We start from the raw sequence: 8,150 nt of genomic DNA, 5'->3' as shown, positions 1-8,150 counted from the left end.
GCCGTTCGCCTTTCAGGCTCCACTCGTGGATTGCTGCTAGCTAACTGCCACTGGCAGTCCTCCTTTTAATTTCAAATGTTGTTTTCCTATGCTTTTTCTTTAAGGCCGCTGGTGAGGAAGGGCGCTAGCGGGTTGGTTGTCGGCTGGGGATTAGATTGTGTCACTTCCAGTGTTTTTGACTTGTGCCTTGTGCCGATGCGTTTAAAAATATGGACTCAGTAAGTAAAAAATGTATGGAGAAGTTTAGCGAGAACAATTGCTCTCGACACATTTTTTAAAGCTGTCTGTTTGATTCAATTAGGGATTTTATCTTTGTTTTAAAAATAACTCAAACGTTGCCTTCCTCGATAAAAAATCAATTCAAACTACTGATTGATCATGTCAAAAACAAATGAATAGGGATTCTCTAGATGAAAGTTGTCGTTAAGTTGTTAATTATTGCTATTATTTATAAAGGAATAGTATATTCGCTGCATCACAACTCTTCTAAACAAAGGCATTGCCTAGTACTGTTAGTAAGAGCCGCGGAGCGCATCCAGAAGTTTCGTTTTGTGCTTGTTTACGATGTTGTGTGACAATCAAGTAGCGGATACTGCATGGAAATAATAGGCATAGGATGCTGTTTTTTGATGTAATAGCTGATACAATTTATTTATATTTGCTTGCAATAACTAAAGTGTTTTTTCTTTTGACATCGCTCGATATGATGCGTACAAGGATGAACTCAACCTAAAAATACGATGTAGCATAAACTAATGAACCAGCAAGAAAATAATACCACGGAATGGCTGTTTGAGATAACACCTAAAAACAATTTTTTCTCCCTAAATCTCAAGGAGGTATGGCAGTATAGGGATTTGCTGATGCTTTTCGTGAAGAGGAACATCATTACTGCATACAAACAAACGGTTCTCGGGCCTTTGTGGTATTTAATTGAGCCTTTGTTCACTTCGGTAATATTTACGTTGATATTTAACAATATGGCCAATATTTCAACTGGAACAGTGCCGCCATTTTTATTCAACTTGGCAGGAATTACTATTTGGAATTATTTCACGGCTTGCTTTTCAGGTACTTCAAACACCTTTTCTGCTAATGCGGGAATCTTTGGGAAAGTCTACTTTCCTCGGTTAATTATGCCACTTGTTGCGGTGATTTCAAATTTGCTGCGGTTCGGGATTCAATTCTTTATTTTTATGGCATTTTTTGGCTATTACTATTATAAAGGGGCCAACATCAGTATCAATGAATATGCCTTTTTGTTTCCGGTCATGGTGTTAATTATGGGGATGTTAGGTTTAGGATTGGGAATGATTATTTCCGCAATGGTCACCAAATACAGGGATTTAAATATTTTAGTGGGATTTGGAATGCGGTTATTGATGTATATTTCGGCAGTAATGTATCCTGTTTCCTATTTTGTGGAAAAATTGCCAAAATATGCCTGGGTAGTGCAATACAATCCGTTGTCGTTTGTCATAGAATCTGTTCGTTATATGCTCTTAAACACGGGTGTTTTTAATCTTAGTATGTTCATTTATACCTTAATCACCACCGTAATCATTTTGTTTGTGGGTATCATCATCTTTAATAGGGCTGAGAAGAGTTTTATAGATACGATTTAGTGGTCAGTGAGTAGTGATCAGTGAGTAGTGAGTAGTGATCAGTATTTAGTAATCAGTGTTCAGTGTGCAGAATCAAGTTCTAGATTAAAAATTTATTATTAAGGAAATTGTTTATTAATTGATTAGATGATTAATAAAATAAATAAATACACGATTAACCTATTTCAACTTTGGAAAAAGATATTATACTAAAAATAGAAAACCTCTCCAAGCAATACCGTCTAGGTGTCGTGGGTACCGGTACGATGGGCGACGATTTAAAACGCTGGTGGGCTAATTTAAGAGGTAAAGAAGACCCGTTTTTGAAGATAGGCGACGTAAATAACCGCGCAATAAAAGGCAGCTCCGATTATGTTTGGGCATTAAAAGACATTAATTTTGAAGTGCAACAAGGTGAAGTGCTGGGCATCATAGGCAAAAACGGCGCAGGAAAATCTACTTTGCTAAAAATACTTTCCAAAATTACCAGCCCTACAACTGGAAGTATAAAATCTAAAGGACGCGTGGCCTCGTTATTGGAAGTAGGCACAGGCTTTCACGGTGAAATGACCGGTCGCGAAAACATATTTTTAAACGGTGCCATTTTAGGAATGACCAAAAAAGAAATAACTGACAAACTGGACGAAATTATAGAGTTCTCCGGTTGTGAGCGATATATAGATACGCCAGTAAAACGCTACAGCAGCGGAATGACTGTGCGTTTGGCCTTTGCCGTGGCGGCATTTTTAGAGCCCGATATTCTAATTATTGATGAAGTTTTGGCGGTGGGCGATGCCGAATTCCAAAAGAAAGCCATTGGCAAGATGCAGGATATTTCTCGTCAAGGTGGCAGAACGGTTTTGTTTGTAAGCCATAATATGGCGGCGGTGAAGAGTTTATGTACGAGAGGAATTTTATTGGAGAATGGTAGAATAAAAGACATAGATAATATTAATAAAATAATCTCCAATTATTTATTAATGAATTCAGATTCTAGTGCTGAATGGAAAAGAGAAGTTGAAACTGATAGTGAATTATTTTTTGATAGAATTTATGTCTCGAACTCCGATTCAAAAATTACAAATCAAATTGCATCAGGTGAAGATTTTACAATAAACATTTTTTTGAATGCCCTTAACAATATAAGTAAGTCTACAGTTTCAATTAAGATTGTAAATGCTGAAGGCATTGCTGTTTTTACAACGTCTTTACACGATTTTGATAATGATTTTGAAGTCATTGAAAAAGGTAATTATGAATTAATTGCTAACATATCTAAAAACATTCTCATACCTGGAAGTTATAATTTGGTTATTGCTTGTTTCATTTCAAGAACCAAACTTTTTGATATTATAGAAGATAAAATATCAATTAAAATTGAGGATTTAGGTGTTAATAAAAGAGATTTAGACAGAGAAGGGTTTGTCGTGCCAAACTACAAATGGGATTTTTTAAAATTAGAATAACTTAGAAATGAAAATTAGTATCTATCATAGTATTATTTATAATTTATTATTAAAAACATATAAATTAAGAGATAGTAAAGGAGTTTTTGCAAAAAAATGGCTACTTCTTTGGAATTATTCAACTAATATTTATTCTGGGGCAGTATCAACTGTCATTCATGGTTTTAAAGTTAAAGTTAATAATGGCAATTCATATGCACTTTATGCAAGATTGTTTCCAAATTATAACAATCCATTATTGCAACTTGTCGATTCGGTTTATAATTTATATAATCGAGAACTCAATATAATAGATATTGGTTCTGCTGTTGGCGATACTAATTTATTTTTGATAAAGAATTTACCTAATAAAATTGAAAAGTTTTACTGTGTAGAGGGTGATTTTGAGTTTTTTCAATATTTAGAAGAAAATAAAAAACACTTTCCAAAAAGTCACTTGTTTAATGCCTTATTAAGTGAATCCGATAATAATAAAATAAATAGTTTGGTAAAAACTCATTTAGGAACGGCTAGTGCCATTGGTAAAGATAAAGTTCAAACAATTAGTTTAGATACGCTTTTATTTGATAAATTAATTAGAGGAGTTGACATAATAAAAATAGATGTCGATGGCTTCGATGGAAGAATACTAAAAGGGTCTGAGAAAATTTTAAAGTATTATAAACCTTTTGTTATTTTCGAATGGCATCCGATTATGATAAAAAAAACTCAAAATGATTTTCATGAACATTTTGAAATACTTTACAAATGTGGATATAATAGATTCGTATGGTTTAATAAGTATGGTGATTTTAGCCATTTTGATTTAAATGAGAATTATTTAAATCTAGAAGAGTTAATTAAATTGTGTTTGAGAAATTTACATGATTTTGATTGGCATTATGATATAGTTGCGATAAATTCTGAATCAGATATAGATATTTTAAAAATTGCAGAGTTAAAAAAAGCGAAATCAAAAGAATCAAGTTTTTAATTTAATATTTGAATATGAATGTATTGTTCGATGCTACTTGGATTGGTACTCATTTTAAGCAAAATGCTATGCATGGAGGATTGAGAGTAATTTATGAATTAACTAAACGGCTTGAAAGCGCTAATGAAGTTGATTTGTTTTACTCATCAAACAGATATGATAGAGTGATAATTAATAATTTACATTCATTTATTAAAGAAAATAATTATTCGAATCATCAAAATAAAATAGCAAATAATCAGACTGAAATATTTAGAATAATTAATTATTTAAATTCAAATCTTAAAAAGCCAATACTATTAAATCATTTTGATAAGCATAAATTAAAAATGATAAATGTTTATCATTCTCCTATTGAAGCGATACCGGAAGCGATAAAAAATTATAAAAATATTAAAAGAGTTTTTTCTTCTCATGATTTGATGCCTTTTACTAGGCCAGATTTAGCACCTGTAAATTTCGCGAAACTTTTAAAACCAGCATATGATTCAATAGATAAAGAAACAAAAGTTATATGTGTATCAAAGTTTACTAAGTCTGAATTATTAAATTATAGGAAAGATTTAGATGAAGACCAAATAGACGTTATTTATTTAGGTGCTGATAAAAACACATTTTTTCCAAATTTATCCACAACAAATTATTTAGTATTAGCCAATAAATATAATTTTAAATTTGAAAAATATTTATTGTGTTTGAATAGAAATCAGAAATATAAAAATACAGAACATATTATTGAAGCCTATATTAGGGTAGTTAATGAAAGTCAAAATACTGATTTGGGATTAGTTTTAATAGGAAATTTTGACGATATAGAAACCAAAAAAAAGTTTATGCTTAAGTATGGTACTTACAAACATATTCATTTCATTGAGTATGTTCCTGATATTGAATTGTCAGTTTTTTATTCAAATGCTTTAAGTTTTGTTTATATGTCACTTTATGAAGGTTTCGGTTTGCCTATAATTGAAGCAATGCAGTGTGGTACACCTGTAATATCATCAAACCAAGCCTCTTTGCCTGAAGTTGTAAATGGATATGGAATTTGTATTGATCCCTTAGATATTGAGTTATTAAGTAATCAAATATACTTAATTTTAAAGGACTCAAAATTATCTAAAAATTTATCAACTAAATCCCTTGAACGATCTAATTTTTTTTCTTGGGAAAAGAATTTAGAAGAGACTATTCAGGTTTATAAAAAAGCAATTAACAATTAAGATGCAAGTAAAAATAAAAGCGATAGCAATCTATTTGCCACAATTTCATCCTATACCAGAAAATGATGAATGGTGGGGAAAAGGTTTTACAGAATGGACGAATGTGACTAAAGCCAAGCCTCTGTTTAAAGGGCATTATCAACCTCATTTGCCTGCTGATTTGGGGTTTTATGATTTGCGATTGGAAGAAGCAAGACTTGCTCAGGAGGCAATGGCTAGGGAATATGGTATTCATGGTTTTTGTTATTACCATTATTGGTTTAATGGAAAAAGAATTTTGCACGAACCTCTAGATAGAAAGCTTCAGAATCCTGAGGAAGATTTTCCATTCATGATGTGTTGGGCTAATGAGAACTGGACTAGAACTTGGGATGGAGCAGATCATGAAGTATTATTAAAACAAGAATATAGTTTAGAAGACGATTATAATCATATTCTGGAATTGATTACTGCTTTTAAGGATGATAGGTATATAAAAGTGAATGGAAAACCTGTTTTTATAATTTATAGACCAAAGTTTTTTCCAGATATCCAAAAAACAATTGAAATATGGAGGAAAGAAGTAAAAAAGGCTGGTTTTCCTGATTTGTATCTTGGTTTTTCTCAAAATTTTGAACATCTATTCGAGCCAAAAACGAAAGGATTTGATTTTGCATTTGAATTCCAACCTAATTTTTCGAATACACCTGCGAGTATACAGTACCCAAGAACCATTTTTGAGAAAGTAATCCGAAAGATTAAAAAGAGTATAAAAAGTAAAGTAGTGCATTTAAATTATTATTTTGGATATTGTGCTTTTGTTGATAAACAAATAAAGGTAGGATTCAAAAAAGATGTTTTTCCTGGAATTACTCCCATGTGGGACAATTCGGCTAGGAGAAAAGAAAATCCATTTATTTTACACAAATCGACTCCTGAAAAATATAAAACGTGGTTAAGTCACATCAAAGAAAATTATCCTTGGGATGCTGTTCCAGAGCAATTTTTGTTTATTAATGCTTGGAATGAATGGGCTGAAGGAAATCATTTGGAACCTTGTCAAAAATGGGGTAATGCTTATTTGGAAGTTACCAAAGAAATATTAAAATAAATGCTTGCAATCATAATTCCATATTTCAAACTCACCTTCTTTGAGGAAACGTTACAATCACTAGCCAATCAAACTGACAAACGCTTTAAAGTCTACATCGGTGATGACGCAAGTCCAGAAAATCCATTGGAGTTACTTGAAAGGTGTAAGGGGAAATTGGATTTTGTGTATCATCGGTTTGGAGAGAATTTAGGAGGAACTAGTTTAACTCAGCAATGGGAACGCTGCATCGAAATTACTGCAGATGAAGAATGGTTAATGATCTTGGGTGATGATGATGTTTTGGGGGAGAATGTGGTGGAGGAGTTTTTTAAACAATATAATACTTTCGAAAATAAAACTAATATTGTAAGATTTGCTACAGTCAGTCATGATTATAAAAAATCACAGACATCAAAAGTTTTTACGCATCCTAATTGGGAAATGGCGGCTGATTCCTATTTTAGAAGGTTAATAGAATTAACTCGAAGCTCTCTTTCCGAATATGTTTTTAAAAGATCAATATATGCAGAATATAAATTTTATAATTATCCTTTGGGTTGGCATAGTGATGATTGGGCATGGCTCGAATTCTCAAATGGAAAGCCTATATTTACAATAAATAAGAGTATAGTAAGTATTGGTTTTTCGGAAATTAGTTTATCTGGTATGGATAATAATAATGAATTAAAAAATGAAGCAAGTTTAAAGTTTTACAGCAATATTTTTAAAAAAAAACTTTCTCTTTTTTCAAAAGAGCAATCATTAGAGTTGTTAATGAGATATGAAATTCTTATAAAAAAAAACAGGAGCTTAACAGTAGAGGAATGGAAGTTATTAATGCATAAATACAGCTTAAATTTTAAATTAGTTCCTTTTATGAAGTTGATAAGGAGAGTCTTGTTTTTTATAGTCAAAAAATGAATCCTTTAGTGTCTATAATTATCCCGACGTATAACCGTGCTCATCTAATCAGTGAAACGCTGGATAGTATTCTTGCGCAAACTTATATTAATTGGGAGTGTATTATAGTGGATGATGGTTCTGTAGATGATACTAAATTAGTTTTACAAAAGTATCTTGATTCAGATATTCGATTTCAATACTATATAAGGCCTGAAAATATGAGAAAAGGTCCTAATTCATGCAGGAATTACGGGTTTAGAAAAAGCAAGGGAGAATTTATAAATTGGTTTGATAGTGACGATATACTTTTCAAAAATTCATTAGAATTAAGGATTAAAAATTTTAATAGTAATAGTGATGTTGTTGTAGGTAAATGTGAAATATTTGATTCATTTATGGGAATTAAAATAGCTGAAAATACAATTTTGTCCTTTGGGAATATTATAAAAGATTATTTCGTGGGAAATATAACATATTATGTTTCAGGTCCCATTTGGAGAAGAAGTTTTTTAGAAAAGCAAAAAGAACTATTTGATGAAAAAATTAGATATCTAGACGATTGGGATTTTAATCTTAGAATGATTTATCAAAAACCAAATATTAAATTTTTAGACATACCAGTTTTTAAATATAGGTCTCATACCAATTCTTTGTCTAAACAAATTGAGTATTCGAATATTGAAGAATTCAAATCGGAATGCCTTGCTAGAAATAAACAGTTAAAATTACTTTCAAAAGTTCTTATTAAAAATACTCAAATAAGAACTTTTATTATAACTAGGCACAAAGTTTTTCTAAAGGAAGCATTAATAAAAAAAGATATAAGTAGTTTTTGTTTTTTTTGGAGATTAATTATGGTGAAAATAAGGTTTGGTAAATTAATATAAACGGTAGGAATGTTTTTGGGTTTCG

At 31.1% G+C, this 8,150-nt stretch carries 7 protein-coding genes; all 7 read left to right on the top strand.

The window, feature by feature from the left end; translation table 11 throughout:
• Positions 1–755 precede the first annotated feature (755 nt).
• The 7 genes from HJ01_RS01410 (at position 756) to HJ01_RS17085 (ending at position 8,125) form a co-directional block, all read left to right on the top strand.
• Entirely contained in the window at positions 756–1,625 is an 870-nt protein-coding gene (locus HJ01_RS01410; protein ID WP_040473580.1) for an ABC transporter permease, read from the top strand.
• 170 nt (positions 1,626–1,795) lie between these two features.
• Complete coding sequence (locus HJ01_RS01405; RefSeq protein ID WP_007136467.1) at positions 1,796–3,070, top strand: ABC transporter ATP-binding protein; 1,275 nt, start codon at positions 1,796–1,798, stop codon at positions 3,068–3,070.
• A 7-nt stretch (positions 3,071–3,077) separates the two neighbouring features.
• Positions 3,078–4,043, top strand: a complete 966-nt coding sequence (locus HJ01_RS01400) for an FkbM family methyltransferase (protein WP_007136466.1) — start codon at positions 3,078–3,080, stop codon at positions 4,041–4,043.
• Between the two features lie 14 nt (positions 4,044–4,057).
• A complete protein-coding gene (locus HJ01_RS01395; protein ID WP_007136465.1) occupies positions 4,058–5,263 on the top strand; it encodes a glycosyltransferase family 4 protein in 1,206 nt (401 codons plus the stop codon).
• Position 5,264: 1 nt separating this feature from the next.
• A complete protein-coding gene (locus tag HJ01_RS01390) occupies positions 5,265–6,353 on the top strand; it encodes a glycoside hydrolase family 99-like domain-containing protein (protein WP_007136464.1) in 1,089 nt (362 codons plus the stop codon).
• Positions 6,354–7,256: a glycosyltransferase family 2 protein gene (locus HJ01_RS01385; protein WP_007136463.1), complete on the top strand. Its 903-nt coding sequence runs from the start codon at positions 6,354–6,356 to the stop codon at positions 7,254–7,256. It begins immediately after the preceding gene.
• The gene (locus HJ01_RS17085) at positions 7,253–8,125 is read left to right on the top strand and encodes a glycosyltransferase family 2 protein (RefSeq protein ID WP_007136462.1); all 873 of its coding nucleotides are present in this window, start codon (positions 7,253–7,255) and stop codon (positions 8,123–8,125) included. Before HJ01_RS01385 ends, HJ01_RS17085 begins: the two co-directional genes overlap by 4 nt.
• The last annotated feature ends 25 nt before the right edge of the window (positions 8,126–8,150 follow it).

It is taken from the genome of Flavobacterium frigoris PS1 (assembly GCF_000252125.1).
GTDB classification, from domain to species: domain Bacteria; phylum Bacteroidota; class Bacteroidia; order Flavobacteriales; family Flavobacteriaceae; genus Flavobacterium; species Flavobacterium frigoris_A.
This window is presented reverse-complemented; position numbering and strand designations above follow the sequence as displayed.

What these genes read in the sequence shown, in the direction of transcription:
- HJ01_RS01410 (WP_040473580.1), top strand. Translation starts at nt 756, where the DNA reads ATGAACCAGCAAGAAAATAATACCACGGAATGGCTGTTTGAGATAACA.
- HJ01_RS01400 (WP_007136466.1), top strand. Translation starts at nt 3,078, where the DNA reads ATGAAAATTAGTATCTATCATAGTATTATTTATAATTTATTATTAAAA.
- HJ01_RS01395 (WP_007136465.1), top strand. Translation starts at nt 4,058, where the DNA reads ATGAATGTATTGTTCGATGCTACTTGGATTGGTACTCATTTTAAGCAA.
- HJ01_RS01390 (WP_007136464.1), top strand. Translation starts at nt 5,265, where the DNA reads ATGCAAGTAAAAATAAAAGCGATAGCAATCTATTTGCCACAATTTCAT.
- HJ01_RS01385 (WP_007136463.1), top strand. Translation starts at nt 6,354, where the DNA reads ATGCTTGCAATCATAATTCCATATTTCAAACTCACCTTCTTTGAGGAA.
- HJ01_RS17085 (WP_007136462.1), top strand. Translation starts at nt 7,253, where the DNA reads ATGAATCCTTTAGTGTCTATAATTATCCCGACGTATAACCGTGCTCAT.